Annotated in this window: 17 protein-coding genes; 10 read left to right on the top strand and 7 right to left on the bottom strand. The window is 30.9% G+C overall.

Annotated features, from left to right (window positions below):
• The first annotated feature begins 5 nt into the window (after positions 1–5).
• The 3 genes from N5D90_RS07180 (at position 6) to N5D90_RS07170 (ending at position 4728) form a co-directional block, all read left to right on the top strand.
• Positions 6–1301 carry a glycosyltransferase family 4 protein gene (locus tag N5D90_RS07180; RefSeq protein WP_114999025.1) on the top strand — a complete coding sequence of 432 codons (1296 nt, stop codon included), beginning with the start codon at positions 6–8 and terminating at the stop codon, positions 1299–1301.
• A gap of 73 nt (positions 1302–1374) precedes the next feature.
• Positions 1375–3405 (top strand): hypothetical protein, encoded by a 2031-nt coding sequence (locus N5D90_RS07175; RefSeq protein ID WP_280062036.1) that lies wholly within the window; start codon positions 1375–1377, stop codon positions 3403–3405.
• Positions 3406–3564: 159 nt separating this feature from the next.
• Complete coding sequence (locus N5D90_RS07170) at positions 3565–4728, top strand: T9SS type B sorting domain-containing protein (RefSeq protein WP_280062035.1); 1164 nt, start codon at positions 3565–3567, stop codon at positions 4726–4728.
• Between the two features lie 67 nt (positions 4729–4795).
• Here the strand turns inward: N5D90_RS07170 and N5D90_RS07165 are convergent, their stop codons facing one another.
• Positions 4796–5293 carry a hypothetical protein gene (locus N5D90_RS07165; RefSeq protein ID WP_280062034.1) on the bottom strand — a complete coding sequence of 166 codons (498 nt, stop codon included), beginning with the start codon at positions 5291–5293 and terminating at the stop codon, positions 4796–4798.
• A gap of 206 nt (positions 5294–5499) precedes the next feature.
• Between N5D90_RS07165 and N5D90_RS07160 the strand changes: the two genes are divergently transcribed.
• Entirely contained in the window at positions 5500–7764 is a 2265-nt protein-coding gene (locus tag N5D90_RS07160; protein ID WP_280062033.1) for an NADP-dependent malic enzyme, read from the top strand.
• 99 nt (positions 7765–7863) lie between these two features.
• Here the strand turns inward: N5D90_RS07160 and N5D90_RS07155 are convergent, their stop codons facing one another.
• Both N5D90_RS07155 and N5D90_RS07150 read right to left on the bottom strand, forming a co-directional pair.
• Positions 7864–8259: a hypothetical protein gene (locus N5D90_RS07155; RefSeq protein ID WP_280062032.1), complete on the bottom strand. Its 396-nt coding sequence runs from the start codon at positions 8257–8259 to the stop codon at positions 7864–7866.
• 60 nt (positions 8260–8319) lie between these two features.
• On the bottom strand, positions 8320–8655 hold the full coding sequence (locus tag N5D90_RS07150) for a hypothetical protein (RefSeq protein ID WP_280062031.1): 336 nt from the start codon (positions 8653–8655) through the stop codon (positions 8320–8322).
• A gap of 255 nt (positions 8656–8910) precedes the next feature.
• On the opposite strand from N5D90_RS07150, the gene N5D90_RS07145 reads away from it, so the two are divergent.
• Positions 8911–9834: a T9SS type A sorting domain-containing protein gene (locus tag N5D90_RS07145; protein ID WP_038335576.1), complete on the top strand. Its 924-nt coding sequence runs from the start codon at positions 8911–8913 to the stop codon at positions 9832–9834.
• Between the two features lie 33 nt (positions 9835–9867).
• Here N5D90_RS07145 and N5D90_RS07140 read toward each other — a convergent pair whose 3' ends face one another.
• From N5D90_RS07140 to N5D90_RS07125, 4 genes are all read right to left on the bottom strand, one after another.
• A complete protein-coding gene (locus N5D90_RS07140) occupies positions 9868–10794 on the bottom strand; it encodes a T9SS type A sorting domain-containing protein (RefSeq protein WP_280062030.1) in 927 nt (308 codons plus the stop codon).
• A gap of 116 nt (positions 10795–10910) precedes the next feature.
• Positions 10911–12812 (bottom strand): molecular chaperone DnaK, encoded by a 1902-nt coding sequence (gene dnaK / locus N5D90_RS07135; RefSeq protein ID WP_280062029.1) that lies wholly within the window; start codon positions 12810–12812, stop codon positions 10911–10913.
• Positions 12813–13029: 217 nt separating this feature from the next.
• A complete protein-coding gene (locus N5D90_RS07130; RefSeq protein ID WP_280062028.1) occupies positions 13030–14052 on the bottom strand; it encodes a hypothetical protein in 1023 nt (340 codons plus the stop codon).
• A gap of 9 nt (positions 14053–14061) precedes the next feature.
• Complete coding sequence (locus N5D90_RS07125; protein WP_280062068.1) at positions 14062–14388, bottom strand: tRNA-binding protein; 327 nt, start codon at positions 14386–14388, stop codon at positions 14062–14064.
• Between the two features lie 615 nt (positions 14389–15003).
• On the opposite strand from N5D90_RS07125, the gene N5D90_RS07120 reads away from it, so the two are divergent.
• The 5 genes from N5D90_RS07120 (at position 15004) to N5D90_RS07100 (ending at position 19122) form a co-directional block, all read left to right on the top strand.
• Complete coding sequence (locus N5D90_RS07120) at positions 15004–16647, top strand: M1 family metallopeptidase (protein WP_280062027.1); 1644 nt, start codon at positions 15004–15006, stop codon at positions 16645–16647.
• Positions 16648–16789: 142 nt separating this feature from the next.
• Entirely contained in the window at positions 16790–18445 is a 1656-nt protein-coding gene (lnt, locus tag N5D90_RS07115) for an apolipoprotein N-acyltransferase (protein ID WP_280062026.1), read from the top strand.
• Positions 18446–18527: 82 nt separating this feature from the next.
• Positions 18528–18764, top strand: a complete 237-nt coding sequence (gene rpmB / locus N5D90_RS07110; protein ID WP_038337064.1) for a 50S ribosomal protein L28 — start codon at positions 18528–18530, stop codon at positions 18762–18764.
• An 11-nt stretch (positions 18765–18775) separates the two neighbouring features.
• The gene (gene rpmG / locus N5D90_RS07105; protein WP_038337065.1) at positions 18776–18958 is read left to right on the top strand and encodes a 50S ribosomal protein L33; all 183 of its coding nucleotides are present in this window, start codon (positions 18776–18778) and stop codon (positions 18956–18958) included.
• Positions 18959–18972: 14 nt separating this feature from the next.
• Positions 18973–19122, top strand: a complete 150-nt coding sequence (locus tag N5D90_RS07100) for a DUF4295 domain-containing protein (RefSeq protein WP_084106961.1) — start codon at positions 18973–18975, stop codon at positions 19120–19122.
• Positions 19123–19209 lie beyond the last annotated feature (87 nt).

Raw genomic sequence — 19209 nt, 5'->3', positions numbered from 1 at the left:
TTAGAATGAAAAAAATATTAATCATCACCTATTACTGGCCTCCTGCGGGAGGTCCTGGTGTTCAAAGATGGTTGAAATTCACAAAATATCTTCCTGAATTTGGATATGAAACCTACGTTTATATTCCAGAAAATCCTTCTTATCCAATTCTCGACGAAACTTTAGCGAAGGACATTAATCCAAAAGTTAAAATCGTCAAGAATAAAATTTGGGAACCTTATCAGTTGGCAGAAAAACTGAATCCAAAAAATAAAGCTTACAAAGGTGGACATTTTGAGAAGAAAGAAAATCAATCTTTCATGTCGAGATTGTCGGTTTTTGTGCGTGGAAATTTCTTTATTCCAGATGCGCGCAAGTTTTGGGTAAATCCTTCTGCGGAATATTTGAAAGACTTTTTACAGAAAGAAAATATTGATACGATTGTAACTTCTGGTCCGCCTCATAGTTTACATTTAATCGGTTTGAAATTGAAAAAACAATTACCAAATCTCAAATGGTTGGCAGATTTTCGTGATCCTTGGACGCAAATTAGTTATCATAAAGAATTGAAATTAACTTCTTGGGCAGCTAAAAAACACGAAGATTTAGAGCGTGAAGTGATGCAAAAAGCAGATGTTGTTTTAGCAACTAGTTATGCTGATGGAGAGAATTTTAAGAAGATTGGCGCAAAACATGTAGAAGTAATCACAAATGGTTTTGAAGAAGTAAAACAACAAACAGAAAAAGATCAAAATCACTTTCATTTGATGTATTCTGGAGGTTTGGAAATGCTTCGAAATCCAATTGCTTTGTGGAAAGCTTTAGCCGAAATTAGCAACGAAAATCAATCATTTCGAGAAGATTTTAAACTTAATTTTTATGGTTCTTTGGCTGATGATGTTAAACAAACAATTCTTGAACAAGGTTTACAAAATAACTTGATTGTTCACGGATATGTTTCGCACCAAGAATCGTTACATGCGATTAATTCTGCAAATATTCTGTTGTTAACAAATTTTGATAATGTTGCTTCGAAAGGAATTATTCCAGGGAAATTATTCGAATATATGGCAACTGGAAATCCAATTTTAGCGGTTGGTCCAGCGGATGCTGATGTCAAAAAAATACTTCAAAAAACAAAAGCGGGCGATTATTTTTCTCATCAACAAGTCAATGAAATCAAAACATACATTCTTTCGATTTACAATCAATGGTTGAGAAATCCAAACCAAAAATTTGAAACCAACGAAGCCGAAGTTCAACAATTCAACCGTAAAAACTTAACGAAGAAATTGGTTGAAGTGGTGGGGAAATTATCATAATAAAATACTATGTTTTAACAATATAAAGTAAATATTTCTGTTTAAGGATTATATAATTATTAAATGATAATCAATGAAGAAGTATTTACTTATTTTATTTTTATTTCTTAATATTATCCAATCATTTGCTCAACTTGATACAAAACATTGGTTTGCACCAATGATGGATAGAACAGGAAACCCCTTTCCTAATCAAAAAGTATATTTATCTACGAATAGAACTATTCCTTTTGAAGTTAAGATATATAATAACAATGTTGTTGTTGGTAATGTAACAATAAGTAAAGGGAATCCAGGTATTTTTAATATTCCAAGATCATATATAATTACAAGAGACCAAGCTGATATGTTTAAGCCAATAAAAAAAGGGTTATACTTAGAAGCAGATTATGCTTATTTTGCAAACCTTAGGTTTTCTGTCGCTCAACATGCTGAGATTGTGACATCTAAAGGAAGGGCAGGTACTGGAACTTTATTTTATACTGTTATGGCTCCAATAACGACATACAATGGTATTTTGAACTTTATGACAAGTGTTTTAGCTACAGAAGATAATACCACAATAAAGGTTTCAAATTTTGATTCTAATATTATTTTTAGTGATGGAGAGAAGAGAACAGAATTTAATATTATATTAAACAAAGGAGAGTCATATATTATTGATGGTATTGGAAATTATAAAGTGAATTATGAAGGTTTTATCGGTGCTAAAATTGAATCAGACAAACCTATATCTACAGCAAATGGTAATTTTAATGGGCAATATGCAGGTTATTTTCCAAATAGTTCAGATATTTTAATGGATCAAAACGTTCCAGTTTCTCAACTTGGAAATGAATTTGTTTTGGTAAAAGGTTTGGGTGATATTGGAAGTAATATGGAAGGCGCAATAGTTGTTGCAACTGAGGATGGCACTGATGTTTATGTAAATAATGATCCTATTCCGCTCATCACCTTAAATGAAGGCCAACACTATATTATTAACGAAAATAAATACATTAATCAAGGAAAAAATCATTTTAATTTATATATTCAGACAACTCATAAGGCATATGTATATCAATTGTTAGGAGGAAGTAATGAACGAAATATTGAAGCTACAGGTGGAATGAATTTTATTCCAGCACTTAATTGTTTTCTACCAAAATCAATAGATGAAATTGGTTTGATAGATGAAAATGAAATTTATTTATCTAAAGAAGGAAGTGGTAGTTATTATTCAATTCTTAATGTGCCAACTAAACTTAATTTAATAACAGAAAAAAATGCTAATCTTACTGTAAATGGAAAAGTTCCTAATTCCAATTACGGTCCATTTGATATAGTTGGAACAACAAACTGGGTAACTTACGGTATACCTAATATAAAAGGAAATGTAACAATTAAATCTGATAAAGCTGTAACAGGAGGTATCACAGCAGGAAGTGAAGCTGCTGGATATGGTGGTTTTTTTGCTGGATTACCAACAAAACCAAAAATCGTAGCAGAAGGATGTTTTCCTGATGTAACATTAACAGTAACACCAGATATATACGAAACATATCAATGGTTTGAGGATGGGGTTGCTATTCCAGGAGCAACCGAAGTAACTTTTAAACCAACAAGATTAGGAAATTATTCGGTAGAAGTTACAATAGGTACTTGTCCGCCATTAAAAGACGAATATAAATTAAGAACTTGTCCTGATGAATCAGAATTAGAATTTGAAACATGTGGAGTTGCTCCAATTCATATTACTCCAAAATTTACAAAATCTGCCCAAACGATTAATTTCAATGAAACCAAGATAGTAGAAAATCCTTCAAAAGGAGTCGTTACAATTAACACTGTAAAAGGTATTATTACTTATACGCCAAATAAAGGGCAAAAAGGTTATGATGAATTCAAATATATAATTTATGGATCTGATAAATTTGAGGATAGTGAGATTGTAACAGTTAAAATTTTGATTAATGAACTCATTGTTAATAATGCAACGGTCTATGCGTGTAATGTAAATGGTAAAGGTATTTTTGATCTATCTGATGCAAATGTAACTTCTGATCCAGATGTGACAAAAAATTATTATCCTACGAAAGAAGATGCAGAAAATGAAGTGAATTAAATAATAGATTTTGAGCATTATGAATCTACAAATAAGAAAGTTTATGTAGTTGTCAAAAATAAAACAGGATGTAAAGAAATTGCCGAAATACAATTAGAGTTTTTTCCTTTTCCACAGATTGATTTAACTAAATATCAAACTACATATTGTGGAAGCAAAATGAATATTAAACTTGATGAAATTATCCGACAAATTTTTTCTAACCGAGAATTGTTTACAGTAAAATATTATTTAAATGAGCAAGATGCTTTAGACGGAAATACGAATACAATTTCATCTCAAAATATATTTACTGCTGATACAAAAGTGTACGTAAGAATTGAGACATTGAAAGGTTGTCAACCAGAAATTATTACTTTAGAATTTAAATTCGGTGAAAAAGTAAAACTTAATCAAGAAGTTTTAGATGTAGATGTTTGTGATAACGATTTTGATGGAGTTTATACATTCAATTTGAATGATTATGTTTTAGTAAATTTTGTTAATGATTATAATTACGATTATAAGTTTTTTGAAACCTTCGATGACGCTGAGAATAACATAAATTCAATTAATTCTAATCAAGTTGTAAATAGAGCTAAAACTTTTTATGTAAGATTTGAAAAAGCAGGTTTATGTTTTTCTATTGCTGTTATTAATACTTTTGTATCTGTTCCGGAATACTCATCAACGCTAAAAGATGTGAAAATATGTCCTAATACCAAAACTATTTTAGATGCAGGAGATAATTATTTAGATTATAAATGGAGTACAGGTGAAACAACACAGACGATTGAGGTTGGGTTTGGAGATTATTGGGTAGAACTTCTTTCAAAAGAGGGATGTCCATATGTTCACAATGTTAATGTTTCTCATTTTCAATTACCAAATATTGTAATGATAAAAACTGTCAATGGACGTGCAGAAATCATTGTAGAAGGAGGAACACCACCATATAAATACTCATTAAATGGTGTAGATTGGCAAAGTTCGAATGTCTTTGAACCTTTAAAAGAAGGAAATTATACTGTTTATGTAATTTCGGCTGATAATTGTACTCCAGTAACAAAAGATTTTTTTGTAAACTTAATTCCTAATTTTATTTCACCTAATAATGATGGTTATAATGATAGTTGGAGAGCACAATTTTTAGGTTACAAAAATGCAATTGTTCAAATCTTTGATCGATATGGAGCAATTATAAAAGATGAAGTTGTGAATGATGAATATATTTGGGATGGTAAAAAGAATGGTTTTACAGTTCCTTCTGATAGTTATTGGTACAGAATAAAATTGAATGATAAAGAAATTATTACAGGCTATATAACAGTTAAAAATAAATAATTTTTTTGAAGTAAAATCCCACTTTCTACATTCTGAAAAGTGGGATTTATTATTTAAAATTAATAATTTAAGTTATGTTTCCAATAACATCTAATGATTCATTTTCATCATCACAAATTATAACAATTTCGTTTTTAGATTTTGTTATTAAAGGACTTGGATGGCATTCTGTTAGATAAAAGTTAGAGAAATTTTTGTTTAAAATATTTTTCCAAAGCTGAATTTCTTCTAACAATCCACAACATTGTGGGAATAATTCAATTTTATTATTAATTGAAATTGCATATCCACCAAAAAGTGAAATGGAATCTACTATTTTAGTATCAGCAAGATGTAGGTTTATAATTTTCTCCATATTTGCTAATGATATTTTCAAAAGATTGTATTGATAAATTCCAGACTGAATAGGTTGAGGAAAGTTAGTATAAATTTTATCAATTTGATTTTTTTGATAACTATCCCATTCAATAGAATTGTTGAATGAAATTTCTTGCAGAATTTTTCCATTTTGATTGTCTTTCAAAATAGGAGGTTCTATTAAAGGAATAAATTTGATTTTATCCATTTTTGAAAATTTTGTAAAAATATCGTTTAATACTTATATACAATATATATAATTCTTATAAAAAATAAAAATATCACAATATAAATTCGCCAAATAGTATAAGTTGATAAAAATTTTTCTAAAATTTTAAAAATCTAACATCTGTCATAAGTGGGTTGAATATATTTTGCCTAAATTTATTTTGAAAAAATATAAACCACAGAGAAATGAATGACAATCGTAAGAAAGATGCATTGAATTACCATTCGATGGGTCAACCAGGAAAGATTGCAGTTGTGCCTACAAAACCTACGAATACGCAACGTGATTTATCGCTTGCTTATTCGCCAGGTGTTGCGGAGCCTTGTTTAGAGATTGAAAAAGATCCAGAAAATGCTTATAAGTACACAGCAAAAGGAAATTTGGTTGCTGTAATTAGTAATGGAACAGCCGTTTTAGGTTTGGGAGATATAGGTGCAGTAGCTTCAAAACCGGTTATGGAAGGTAAAGGTCTTCTATTCAAAATTTTTGCTGATATTGATGTTTTCGATATCGAATTGGATACAAAAAATGTTGATGAATTTATCAATACGGTAAAAGCTTTAGAGCCAACTTTTGGAGGAATCAATTTAGAGGATATTAAAGCGCCTGAATGTTTCGAAATTGAGAAACGTTTGAAAGCTGAAATGAATATTCCAGTTATGCACGACGATCAACACGGAACAGCTATTATTTCTGGTGCAGCGTTGATTAATGCGTGTGAATTACAAGGAAAAGATATTTCTAAAGTCAAAATTGTAGTGAACGGAGCTGGTGCAGCAGCAATTTCGTGTACAGGAATGTATATTTCTGTAGGAGCAACGAAAGAGAATATCGTGATGTTGGATAGTAAAGGTGTTATCCGTTCGGACAGAGATAATCTTGATCCTTCTAAAGCAGAATGGGCAACAGATCGTGATATTTCGACATTGGCAGATGCTGTGAAAGATGCGGATGTTTTTATCGGTTTATCAGCGGCAGATGTTTTGTCAGCAGATATGTTGAATACAATGGCAGAAAATCCAATTGTATTGGCAATGGCAAATCCGAATCCAGAGATAGCATACGATTTAGCAGTTGCGACACGTCAAGATATTATTATGGGAACTGGGCGTTCTGATTATCCAAATCAGGTGAACAATGTACTTGGATTTCCGTATATTTTTAGAGGAGCGTTAGATGTTCGTTCAACGACAATTAATGAGGAAATGAAAATTGCTGCTGTTCGTGCAATTGCAGAATTGGCGAAAGAACCAGTTCCAGAAGTGGTAACGCAAGCATACAATAATCATTCAATCAAATTCGGAAAAGATTATATCATTCCAAAACCTAACGATCCACGTTTGTTACCAGAAGTTTCGGCTGCGGTTGCAAAAGCTGCGATAGAAACTGGTGTTGCAAAAAATACAATTACAGATTTCGAAGAATATAAATTGTCTTTGATTAAGCGAATCGGAAAAGAAAGTACGATTATGCGTAATTTGACACAAACGGCGAAATCAAATCCAAAACGTGTTGTTTTTGCTGAAGGAGATCGTTTCGAAATTCTTCGTGCAGCGCAAATTGTAAAGGAAGAAAAAATCGCTATTCCAATTATTTTAGGAAAGAAAAATAAAATTCAACAAATGATAAAAGATTATATGTTGGATTTGGAAGATGTTGAAATTGTTGATACAAATGCAGAAGAAGATTCGGATAGATACAATCAATTCGTTGATTTTATTTACTCGAAACGTCAACGAAAAGGAATCTCAAAATCTGACGCGAAAAAATTATTGAGAGATCGTAATTATTTTGGATCATGTATGGTTGAGTTTGGTTATGCAGATGCAATGATTTCGGGAATGACGAAAAATTATTCGCAAGCGATTCGTCCAGCTTTAGAATTAATCGGAGCGGAGCAAGGTCAAAAAGTTGCGAGTATGTATATGATGTTGACAGAAAAAGGACCAGTTTTCTTAGGTGATACAACGGTTAATTTAGATCCAACTTCAGAGGATTTGGTCAACATTACATTGCAATTTAACGAAACAATTAAGAAGTTTAAAATTGAACCAAAGATTGCGTTATTGTCTTATTCAAACTTCGGATCGAATAAAGGAGAAACGGTTTCTAAAGTTCAGAATGCGGTAAATTATTTACATAAAAATTATCCAGAAATTATTGTTGATGGTGATATTCAGGCAAATTTTGCAGTGAATAAAGAGAAATTACAAAGTAATTTTCCGTTTTCTAAATTAGCAGGAACGCATGCGAATACGTTAGTTTTTCCAAATCTTGAATCTGCGAATATTTCGTACAAATTATTACAAGAATTAGGAAATATAGAAGCGGTTGGACCAATTTTGATCGGAATGAAAAAACCAATTCATTTGTTACAATTGGATAGTACTGTTCGCGAAATCGTGAATATGGTCACTATTGCTGTGATTGATGCACAACAACATCAGTAAAATATAAAATTTAGAATACAAAAAATCCACTTAAAATCATTTAAGTGGATTTTTTTATTTTGTATGAAATCGAGATGATTTTTTAAAATATTTATATTATCATTTGATAATAATGTAATATTTAGAACCTTTTTCATTATTAATATTATCTACTAAATTAGTGTTTGTAATTATTAATGAGTCATGTTCCTTATTTATTTTAACAAAGTTAAAAGGCAGGTAATTTCCTAGCTTACCTCTCTCTCCAAACAAAAAAATACTATCATTAGGATTCAATTTATAAATACCCTTCTCAAAATCATTTTGATTATTTAATTTCTTAGAATTTATTTTTTTATAACTAACACCTTGTTTAATCATTATCCTTTTTTCAATTGAAGGTTGTGTTTCTAGTTCTATTTCAGCGTCTGTATTATTTACAATGAATATATTGTAGGCAGGATAACAGCCTACTGTAAATAATAAAAGAGTAAATAAAGCAAAATATAACTTCATAATGATTAATTTGGATGATAATGTACAAATAAACTATTTATTATTTAAATTCTTAAAAGACTATTCAACGACTATTTGATAAATTCCGTTTTGAGAAAGAGCTTCAATATCTTTAAATGAAACATTATCTATTTTATTTCCTCCACATTTTCCGGATAATTTAGAAGCATTGACAGTAAAATTAAAGAATTTAATTTCTTTTGTTAATACTAAAGCTTCATAAGTTGTAGAACCTACTATCCATCTAGGTTTATTTAAAATAACTCTATTTTCATGATTAATTTCAAAAGAAGTTCCGATTTTAGTATCGCCAACAACTTGTAAGAAATGAAAATGTTCTTTTGTTAATGTTCCATTTTGGATTAAATTCTCTCCTTTTGAATTTACAAATTCCATTATAATCGATTCTGGAGGTGTAAAGCAATCATCATCATTACACGAAAATAGGATAAATTAAAAGATGAAGGATAAAAAAAGTAATTTTTTCATAGTAGATTAATTTTTAATAAGATGAGTAAATATAAAATAGGTTGCGTAATGATAAATAATATTTACGTATAATGATAACATCTGTAAAATGTATTTATTGTAATGAGGATTAAAACTCAATTAAGAATTATTTTAATATCTTGTAAGCTTAATTGAATTAATATGAAGAAGATTTACATTTTATTACTTACTGCAAGTACATTATCATTTGCGCAGAAGAACACATCTTTTGAAGCCAAAGAAGGATTTATATTAGGAAATATCCATACTCAAAATGGTTGGGATGTTGCGGAGGGAAACGGAAAAATTTTAAATAATCAACTTGTTTCTGATGAACAAGCAAGCGAAGGAATTTATTCTTTCAAGAATGGAGATCAGACCGATTTTGGTGATCAATGGTTTCCAGTAATGGGCGTTACCAAAATGTTTGATAAACCGGTCGATTATAAAAATTTTACAATTTCATTTGATGCTTTTGTAACAAAACGGAATGGAGCTGATTTTGAATTTACGTTATTTACAGTTAATTCATCTACTGATGAGTTTTATCCAGTTGCTGGTCTTGGAATGGAGAATAGGGGATATTTGTATATTACAAAAAATATTGATTATGGCTTCGATTATGCTGATGCAGCAGAAGGTTGGCCAATTAATAAATGGAATAATTTTAAAATTGAAGTTACTGAGAATCAGATTAAGTATTATCTAAATGATAAATTAGTTTATACAGGTGATAATTTTACGAAATTAGATGTTCATGGTTTTACAATGCTTCATAATAATTATGGCGGAGATGCTTATTATGATAATTTTAAATTTAGTACAGATGATTTAGCTGTGAATCAAGTTAATCAGAAAGAATTCAAAGTTTATCCAAATCCAGTTCAAGATGTTTTAACATTCGATACGAATTTTTATGATCAGATTTCTGGAGTTGAGGTTTCTAATACTGTTGGTCAAATTGTTTTGAAAGCTGATAAATCTTTAAAAGAAATGAATACATCGTCTTTAAAATCAGGAATATATTTTGTGAAAATCTATATGAAAGATGGAAAAACAATGACAAGAAAAATTATTAAAAAATAAAAATAAGGAAAGCCTCGCATTGCGAGGCTTTCCTTATTTTTTTAAGAAGCTAATAACTTCTTTTTGTTGATGAGTTGTAATAACAAGATAATATTTTCCTATAGTTAATTTACTTACATTTATTTTATCATAATTATTATTTTGTTGTAAAACAATTCTTCCGTTACTGTCAATTATACTTATTTCCTTTATATCTTTTGTTGTATTTAAATTTACAAAAGACCTTGTAGGATTCTCCGTAATCATGTATTTTTTTGAAACATTAACATTAGTAATCTTTAATAATTCATTGTTTTTGCTATAATAATTTAAACCATCATTAGAAAAACCTAACAAATAGCTGAAAAAACCATCGATATTATTTGAAGTTTGATAAATAAAATCACTTTTAATATCACCTATTCCTTCGTATATCCTTGATTCAACACTTTGAGCAGGGATTTTATAAACAAATTCTCTTGTAGAAATATTGAAATAAGTGGCATTATTAATTTCATATAAATTTTTCACATAAGGATCAGGATTGACGCTTACTTGTTCCGAAAAATCATAAAACTCTTTTTCTTCACCATCAAATTGTCTAATATAGACTTTCTTATTTTCTACATCATCTCTTAGATATCCAACAAGAATAGCTTGATTATAATTATTTTCATTCAAATATCCTAAGTAATTACCAGCTTCCGAAGTTTTATCACAAAGCCAAGCTTTTTGAAAGCTTTCTTTAGAATCAAAATTATATTGACGATAGATTTCTCTATATTCTTTTCCATCTATTATTTTCAAAAGTTTAGTAGATAAAATGTAGTCAATTTTTTCTTGCGGTAAATTTTGACATTCAGTACCTATTGGCCAAGTCTGTAATTGCAATTTCCAAGAATTATTTTCTTTTGCCATAGGAATATAGTTTTGAGCAAAAGCTATTGATCCTATAAAAATAAAAAGTAAATGTTTTTTCATATTATTATAGTGTTATCTACTAATATACAGTAATTTAATGTATAAACAATAAACTAATATGATACAAAAAAAAGCCTCGCATTGCGAGGCTTTTCTATTTGATAAATGAAATTCTATTATTTAACTTCTTCGAAGTCTACGTCTTCAACACCATCATTATTTGCTTGACCTTGATCAGCACCTGGTTGAGCTTGCGCACCACCTTGTTGACCTTCGTTCATTGCAGCATAAATTTCTTGTGAAGCAGCATTCCAAGCTGTGTTCAATTTTTCCATAGAAGCATCAATTGCAGCAACGTCTTGAGCAGCGTGAGCAGATTTAACCTCAGCTAAAGCTTCTTCAATTGGTTGTTTTTTGTCAGCAGGAATTTTATCTCCGTACTCTGTCAATTGTTTTTCCGTTTGGAAAATTAACGCGTCAGCAGCATTTACTTTTTCAACTTTTTGTTTTGCTTCTTCGTCTTTTGCAGCGTTTTCTTGCGCTTCTTTTTTCATTCTTTCGATATCAGCATCAGATAATCCAGATGAAGCTTCAATTTTGATTGATTGCTCTTTTCCAGTTCCTTTATCTTTTGCAGATACGCTTAAGATACCATTCGCATCAATATCAAATGTTACTTCGATTTGAGGAACACCTCTTTGTGCTGGTGGAATATCTACTAAGTCAAAACGTCCGATTTCTTTGTTATCGTTGAATAATGGACGCTCTCCTTGACCAATTCTTAATGTTACTGCTGGTTGATTGTCAACTGCAGTTGAGAAAACTTCAGATTTTTTAGTTGGAATTGTTGTATTCGCTTCGATTAATTTTGTGAATACTCCTCCTAAAGTTTCGATACCTAAAGATAATGGTGTAACGTCTAATAATAATACATCTTTTACATCACCTGTTAATACACCTCCTTGGATAGCTGCACCAATTGCAACAACCTCGTCTGGATTAACTCCTTTAGATGGTTTTTTACCGAAGAATTTTTCTACTTCTTCTTGGATTTTTGGCATACGTGTAGATCCACCAACTAAGATAACTTCGTCGATATCGTTGATTGATAAACCTGCATCAGATAACGCTTTTTTACAAGGCTCCATAGAACGACGTACTAAATCTTCTGTTAACTGATCAAATTTAGAACGAGTTAAAGTTTCTACTAAGTGTTTTGGTCCTGTTTCGTTAGCTGTAACGTATGGTAAATTAATTTCTGTTTGAGCAGAAGAAGATAATTCGATTTTAGCTTTTTCAGCAGCTTCACGTAAACGTTGTAAAGCCATTGCGTCTTTTTTCAAATCTACACCTTCTTTTGCTTGGAATTCAGAAGCTAACCAATTGATGATTGCATCATCAAAATCATCACCTCCTAAGTGAGTATCACCGTTTGTAGATAATACTTCGAATACACCGTCACCTAATTCTAGGATAGATACGTCAAAAGTACCACCACCTAAATCGTAAACAACGATTTTTTTATCTGAGTTTGCTTTGTCTAATCCATAAGCTAATGCAGCAGCAGTAGGCTCGTTGATAATACGTTCTACTTTAAGACCTGCAATTTCACCAGCTTCTTTAGTTGCTTGACGTTGCGCATCGTTAAAATAAGCTGGTACAGTAATTACCGCTCTTGATACTTCTTGTCCTAAATAATCTTCAGCAGTTTTTTTCATTTTTTGTAAAATCATTGCTGAGATTTCTTGTGGAGTATAGTTACGTCCATCAATATCAACTGCTGGCGTATCATTGTTTCCTTTTACAACTGAATAAGGAACACGACCGATTTCATCTGCATCATTATTAAATTTAGTTCCCATGAAACGTTTAATAGAATAAATCGTTTTCTTTGGGTTTGTTACAGCTTGACGTTTTGCTGAATCACCAACTTTAATTTCTCCTCCTTCTACGAATGCTACGATAGATGGAGTAGTTCTTTTACCTTCTGCATTTGGAATTACAACTGGCTCGCTACCTTCCATTACAGAAACACAAGAGTTCGTTGTACCTAAGTCGATTCCGATTATTTTGCTCATATTGTTTAGTTATTTTTTATATTATTAATGATTTATTTTAAACTTTTACACACCATCAAAAATGATGCTACAACAGAATAGTCAATCTTTGTGCCAACGTAGAAAATGATGACATCTCAATTTTTAAAATGTCATGTTGTCAGATTATGATGAATGATTTGATTATTTATCGATAAAAAAGTCAGTTTATTGGTTGATAAATTGTCAGCATTAAGTTTTAGTTAATTTGATCAATTTGAACAAACTTTGATTGTATATCTTTTTTAAGTAATTCTAATGATTTTTTTGTAAAATCTTTATCTTTTGAATACTTGTATAACATATTTGAATTAAACTTTTTGAACATTTTTTTATATTGTTCTTTATCGGCGTATCCAAATGTAATATATGCGTTGCAACTGTTTTCTACATAATAGGTCTGAATTTGATCAATATATTTTTCCTTGTAAAAATTTATATCATCTGCGGCATATTCATTGCAAAAATAAGGTAAATGTTCTTCCAAGTCATTAAGAAAGGGATTAGATGAAGTATCTTTGTTTTTATTCAGAATTGTATAATCAATCAATTTATCATTTGTATAAAAATCAGTATTAATTTTATGCAACTTGAAAAATTTGAATGAAGGAACATAATAATCTTCATAATGTGAGTGTATAGCAGATAAAAAATAATTAGGATTCAAGTTTTCAAGAAGTCTATTGTCGTATGTATAATTGATATACTCCAACATTATTTTATTGAGAGGTTTAAAATTTATTTTAGACGAATTATCACCAATTATAGATTCGATAGATTTAAATGTAATTTCATTATTGCTAGATTCTTCATTCAAATTAATATATTGTCTTTCTGTTTCTGTTTCACTAATTATAGAATGACTTGCCATCTTGAAATTGTCCTTTGCGAAATAAGGTTGATTAATAATCCATTCACTCGCGTAGATTTCAACAGGGAAATTATACGTAATATTGTTTTTTGAAAGGATTAAGTTCGTAAAAGAATTCATTGGATTACTCAACAGAGAATCAATAGAAAGTTGAGATGATTCTTGATCTGATATTAAAAATAAAAAAGGAGAATCCTCTGTTTTACTATCAAACAAAATGTAATAAGATGTCAATTCATCTGTTGACGAATATTGAAGTGCATAGTCAAAATGATGTTTTTTTATTTGTCCATTAATATTTACACAAATAAAAAAAGATAATAAAATAAAGGTTTGTAGTAGATTTTTCATATTAATTGTTTACCCAATTTTACTTCCGTTTTCTACTTTTCGTTCGGGATTCAAGAGAATAACATCGTTATTATTTCCATAAACGCCCATCACGAGACATTCGCTCATAAAAGTGGCAATTTGCTTTTTCGGAAAGTTAACCACAGCCATTATTTGTTTTCCAATCAATTCCTCTTTGGTATAAAGCGATGTAATTTGCGCCGAACTTTTCTTGATTCCTAACGGACCAAAATCAATTTCTAATTGATAAGCAGGATTTCTTGCTTTCGGAAAATCATTTGCACTGATAATTGTTCCAATTCTCATATCTACTTTCTCAAAATCTTGCCAAGAAATTGTTTCAGTATTATTTTCAGGTTTTGGTTCTTCTTTTGGTTTATTTTCTTTGTCGTAAATCGTTTGCAGAATTTTTTCTAAATCAGTTTTTTCATCCGCATATTTCGTTTTCATATCATCGGGCATTCGGTTGTAATATGTCAACGCCTTTTCACCAAATTGCTTGATGTAAAAATCGGTCAATGGTGGAACGTTTGGAAATCGTTTATGAAAAATCATTTCTGTATACGCTTGCCATTCGCGTTCTTCTCGCAATTCGATTTGATTTTCACCCGAACGCTGAAAAACATGTACCATTTCGTGCATCAAAACATTAGAAAGTAATACTAAATCAAAATCTAAGATATTACGTGGAACACGAATTGTAATTCCAGTTTTTTCTTCGCCTTCTGCAGTCAATAAAAAACCTTTTGGATCGATTTCTTCTCGAAACGTAAAACCTGTAAAAGCGCTATGTTTTAATTTCAATTCATCTAAAATTTCGTACAATGCTTCAACGATTAAGTGATTATTTTTTAAATAATTTATTCTTTCTTTAAATTTTTCTGTAATCATAGCTTTTTGGCTTATTTATCAAATATATAATCTTATTTTTGATATGTTTTAAAAATGACTATGAAGAAATTAGTACTATTACTTGGCTTGATCTCGATAACAACAAATGCACAAGTACTTAATAACAAACAAGAGTTTACGCGACAAGATTCGCTTCGTGGAACGAATAATGAATTCCGAAATTGGTGGGATGTCAAAAAATATAAAGTAAGTGTAGAACCAGATTATCAGTCAAAATCGATAAAAGGAAAAACGACAATTATATTTGATAAAACTGCTCCTCAACAATCAGATTTATTGCAGATAGATTTACAAGATCCGATGATGGTTTCGGCTGTAAAACTGAATGGAAAGAAAATTTCTGATTTCAAACGTGATGGGAATGTTTATTTTATTAATGTCGGAAAAAATATCAAGAATACTTCAAATCAATTAGAATTAGAATATAACGGAAATCCTCGTGTTGCAGTGAGAGCACCTTGGGACGGCGGTTGGATTTTTGCAAAAGATGAAAAAGGTCGCGATTGGATGTCTGTTGCGGTACAAGGTCTGGGTGCAAGTGCTTGGTTTCCGAACAAAGATTATTTAGGTGATGAACCAGATAATGGAATGGAATTGGAAATTATTGCCCCAAAAGATTTGGTTGGAGTTGGTAATGGACGATTAGTTTCTAAGAAAGAGAAAAATGGTAAAACAATTTCTACATGGAAAGTTGTCAATCCAATCAATAATTATAACATTATTCCATATATCGGACATTATGTCAATTTCAAATATACTTTTGAAGGTGAAAAAGGTAAATTGGATTTAGATTATTATGTGTTAGATTATAATATAGATAAAGCAAAATCGCAGTTTGAACAAGCAAAATTGATGTTGAAAAGTTTCGAGCATTGGTTTGGACCTTATCCATTTTACGAAGATTCTTTCAAGATTGTTGAAGCACCGCATTTGGGAATGGAACATCAATCTGGAATTGCGTACGGAAATAAATTTGAGAATGGTTATTTAGGTCGCGATTTATCAGGTTCTGGCTGGGGATTGAAATGGGATTTTATCATCGTTCATGAAGCTGGTCACGAATGGTTTGGAAATAATATTACCGAAAAAGATGTGGCAGATATGTGGATTCACGAAGCATTTACGGCTTATTCGGAAACGTTGTTCACAGAAACTTATCATGGAAAAGAAGCAGCAAGCGAATATGTGCGTGGAACGAGAAAAGCAATTCAAAATGATATTCCAATTATCGGCGTATATGGTGTAAACCAAGAGGGTAGTGGTGATATGTACTATAAAGGTGCAAATATGATTCACACGCTGAGAACGTGGATGAATAATGATGAAAAATTCAGACAGATGTTACGTGGATTAAACAAAGAGTTTTATCATCAAACTGTAACGACAGAGCAAATCGAAAATTATATTGCGAAGTTTTCTGGTTTAAATCTGAACACTTTTTTCAATCAATATTTAAGAACAATTAAAGTACCGACTTTAGAACTTAAACAAAATGGAAATAAAGTTGAATATCGTTATACAAATGTGGTAGATGGATTTGCAATGCCTTTGCGATTGAAAGATTCCGATGTAACCATCAATCCAACGACTGATTGGCAAACAATTAATAATTCAACAATTACAAAAGCGATTGATGTTACAATTAATCCAAACTATTATATCGATACGCATATTATATATTAAAAATAAATGAGAACTTGAAATGAGTTCAATATGACAAAGAAAGTCAATCTAAACTTGTTTCAGGTTCTCATCCAAAATGATTTATAAAATATTCCAAACAAATATCATCGGTTATTGAATGATGAAATTATAAATTTGTGACATGAAAAAATATATTGCATACGCAATCTTATCAGGATTATTATTAACAGCAGGTTGGCCATCGCATGGCTTTCCATTGTTATTATTTATAGGATTTGTACCCTTGATGTTGGCAGAACATCAAATCACGCAACGCGCAGAATTCAAGAAAAAAGGGCGCAAAATTTTCGGACTTTCGTTTTTAGCTTTCTTTATTTGGAATGCGATTGTAATTTGGTGGCTGCATTATGCACAAGAAACGGACGCGAATGGAGATTTGCACAATTCGTGGAGCGCTTATTTGATTCCAGTTGTGGCGAATTCCTTGTTTATGTCAATTGTTTTTCAGTTGTATCATTTTGTCAAAACAAAAGCTGGTAATCTGTATGGATTGGTTTTTCTTCCTGCGATTTGGATGAGTTTTGATAAACTAACCTTGAATTGGGAACTCACTTGGCCTTGGTTTAACCTTGGAAATGGTTTTGCAAAATATTACGAATGGGTGCAATGGTACGAGTACACAGGAACTTTTGGAGGTGCACTTTGGATTTGGTTAGTTAATATTACAATATTCTATTATTTGACGGCTTATATTAATAAGAAAGAAATGAGATATCTAAACAAATTAGGTATTTATGCTGGATTATTAATCGCTGTTCCAATTGGGATTTCTTATATTATTTATGCGAATTACGAAGAAAAAGGAAAAGCGCTTGATGTGTTAGTTCTTCAGCCAGATCTTGATCCATACAATGAAAAGTATATGAAAGATGGTTTGCAGATTTATGATGAATTGAAACAATTGGCACTGAAAAATATTCAACCAAAAACTCAATTTGTTGTTGCACCAGAAACAGCCGTACCCGGATCATCTGCCTTGATTTTTGATAATATGTATGATGATTTAATTATACAAGACATTCAGCAATGGACAAAAACCAAAAAAGATTTACATTTTGTAACAGGAGCATCTATCATGCGAATTTATCCAATGCAATCTTTAGCATCGGAAACAGCATCTGTTATGAGAGATGGAATTACGTGGTACGACGCTTATAACTCGGCTTTGCAGATAAGTGGAAACGATTCGATAGAAGTTTATCATAAGAGTAAATTAGTACCTGGAGTAGAAATTTTTCCATATCGAAACATTTTAATGCCAATTATTGGAGAATTTATGCTTAACTTTGGCGGCACAACAAAAACGTTGGGGATTCAACCTCATCGTTCTGTTTTCAAGAATAAAACAAACAACGCTACTGTTGCTCCGGTTATATGTTACGAATCTATTTACGGAGACTATACGACAGAATATGTGAGAGAAGGCGCAAATGTTATATTCACAATGACCAACGATTCTTGGTGGGGCTCTACCGATGGTCATCGTCAATTACTATTATATGGTAATTTGAGAGCTATTGAAAATAGACGCGCTATCGTTAGATCTGCAAATTCAGGTATTTCGGCTTTCGTTAATCAGCGAGGAGATATAATGAAGTCTTTACCATATGGAGAGCAGGGTGCCTTAAATGGTACAATTTTAATGAATAGTGAATTAACGTTTTACACAAAATATGGCGATGTAATCGCGAGGATAGCGCTGTTGGTAATGGGAATTATCTTGGCCTATACTCTTGCGCAGAAGTTGTTATATAAACAAAATAAGAAAAAAATATAAAATTAATAACCTAAAGAGTTGTATAAGTAATATATAATTTGTTACTTTGCACTCCGTTTAAAATAGGACAATACAAAATAAGATGTCAAAAATTTGTCAAATTACAGGTAAGAAGAGATTAGTGGGAAACAATGTTTCTCATGCTAATAATAAAACAAAACGCACTTTTGAAGTGAATTTGTTCAAAAAGAGATTTTTTATGCCAGAAACTGGTGAGTGGATTACATTAAGAGTTTCTGCACACGGTTTAAAAACAATCAACAAATTAGGAGTTGATGAGGCTGTTAAACGTGCACGTAAAGAAGGTTTAATCAAATAATTTAAGACACCATGGCAAAAAAAGGAAACAGAGTACAGGTTATTTTAGAATGTACAGAGCATAAAGAAAGTGGTATGCCAGGAATGTCTCGTTATATCACAACTAAAAACAAAAAAAATACTCCAGATCGTATTGAGTTGAAAAAATACAACGCAGTATTGAAAAAGTATACAATTCACAAGGAGATTAAATAATAAAATTTTAGACGATGGCAAAGAAAACGGTAGCAACCCTACAAACTGGGTCTAAAAAAATGACCAAAGTTATCAAAATGGTAAAATCTCCAAAATCTGGAGCTTACGTATTTGTTGAAAAAGTAGTTAACGCTGATGAAGCAGATTCTTTCTTCACGAAATAATCAAATCATCTCCTTAACAAAAAATATTTAAGGTTAATTGAGCTGCCTCGTTTTCAGGGCGGCTTTTTTATTTCCTTATATTTTATG

The sequence above is a fragment of the Empedobacter sp. GD03797 genome, from assembly GCF_029842105.1.
Taxonomy (GTDB): Bacteria; Bacteroidota; Bacteroidia; order Flavobacteriales; family Weeksellaceae; genus Empedobacter; species Empedobacter falsenii_C.
The sequence above is the reverse complement of the archived record's forward strand: the minus strand, read 5'-3'. Positions and strand labels throughout refer to the sequence as shown.

Coding starts and splice junctions, on each gene's coding strand:
- N5D90_RS07180 (WP_114999025.1), top strand. CDS start 6: ATGAAAAAAATATTAATCATCACCTATTACTGGCCTCCTGCGGGAGGT.
- N5D90_RS07175 (WP_280062036.1), top strand. CDS start 1,375: ATGAAGAAGTATTTACTTATTTTATTTTTATTTCTTAATATTATCCAA.
- N5D90_RS07170 (WP_280062035.1), top strand. CDS start 3,565: ATGAATATTAAACTTGATGAAATTATCCGACAAATTTTTTCTAACCGA.
- N5D90_RS07165 (WP_280062034.1), bottom strand. CDS start 5,293: ATGGATAAAATCAAATTTATTCCTTTAATAGAACCTCCTATTTTGAAA.
- N5D90_RS07160 (WP_280062033.1), top strand. CDS start 5,500: ATGAATGACAATCGTAAGAAAGATGCATTGAATTACCATTCGATGGGT.
- N5D90_RS07155 (WP_280062032.1), bottom strand. CDS start 8,259: ATGAAGTTATATTTTGCTTTATTTACTCTTTTATTATTTACAGTAGGC.
- N5D90_RS07150 (WP_280062031.1), bottom strand. CDS start 8,655: ATGGAATTTGTAAATTCAAAAGGAGAGAATTTAATCCAAAATGGAACA.
- N5D90_RS07145 (WP_038335576.1), top strand. CDS start 8,911: ATGAAGAAGATTTACATTTTATTACTTACTGCAAGTACATTATCATTT.
- N5D90_RS07140 (WP_280062030.1), bottom strand. CDS start 10,794: ATGAAAAAACATTTACTTTTTATTTTTATAGGATCAATAGCTTTTGCT.
- dnaK (WP_280062029.1), bottom strand. CDS start 12,812: ATGAGCAAAATAATCGGAATCGACTTAGGTACAACGAACTCTTGTGTT.
- N5D90_RS07130 (WP_280062028.1), bottom strand. CDS start 14,052: ATGAAAAATCTACTACAAACCTTTATTTTATTATCTTTTTTTATTTGT.
- N5D90_RS07120 (WP_280062027.1), top strand. CDS start 15,004: ATGAAGAAATTAGTACTATTACTTGGCTTGATCTCGATAACAACAAAT.
- lnt (WP_280062026.1), top strand. CDS start 16,790: ATGAAAAAATATATTGCATACGCAATCTTATCAGGATTATTATTAACA.
- rpmB (WP_038337064.1), top strand. CDS start 18,528: ATGTCAAAAATTTGTCAAATTACAGGTAAGAAGAGATTAGTGGGAAAC.
- rpmG (WP_038337065.1), top strand. CDS start 18,776: ATGGCAAAAAAAGGAAACAGAGTACAGGTTATTTTAGAATGTACAGAG.
- N5D90_RS07100 (WP_084106961.1), top strand. CDS start 18,973: ATGGCAAAGAAAACGGTAGCAACCCTACAAACTGGGTCTAAAAAAATG.